Source organism: Acrocarpospora pleiomorpha (assembly GCF_009687885.1).
Taxonomy (GTDB): Bacteria; Actinomycetota; Actinomycetes; order Streptosporangiales; family Streptosporangiaceae; genus Acrocarpospora; species Acrocarpospora pleiomorpha.
Genome location: NZ_BLAF01000158.1, coordinates 1 through 512, shown reverse-complemented (window position 1 = coordinate 512; position 512 = coordinate 1). Strand labels below are relative to the sequence as shown.

The window sequence follows — 512 nt, the reverse complement described above, 5'->3', positions numbered from 1 at the left end:
CCGGGATGCCCAGCGAACGCAGCACCTCCCACTTGGCCGGGCTCGCCGTGGCGAACACCTCCACCCCCAGCCGCTGAGCCAGCTGAATCGCCGCCATACCCACATCACCGGCACCCACGTGCACCAGCAACGACTCACCCGCGCGGAGCCCAGCCAGGTCCATCAGCCCGTAATAGGCCGTCAGAAACGCCGCCGGAATGGTCGCCGCCTGCTCGAAAGAAGTCCCATCGGGGATCTTGGCCAAGAATTGGGCACGGGCCACCGTCACCGGCCCGAAGCCGCCTTCGACCAGGCCGACCACCCGGTCTCCCTGGCGCAGGTCGTCGACTCCGGGGCCGACCTCCAGGACCACTCCGGCGGCCTCGCCGCCCATCAGGCCGACCTTGTCCTGCCACCAGCCCAGCGCGTTCAGCCCGTCCAGCAGGTCACGGAAGTTCACCCCGGCCGCGTGCACCGCCAACCTGACCTGACCGGCCTCCAGCGGCTCGGCCGCCTGCGGGAACTCCAGTAGC

General features: G+C 70.1%; 1 protein-coding gene. It reads right to left on the bottom strand.

The features are described 5' to 3' along the window. Positions 1 to 512: alcohol dehydrogenase catalytic domain-containing protein (locus tag Aple_RS51715; protein WP_155352167.1), on the bottom strand; the 512-nt coding region annotated here is incomplete at both ends.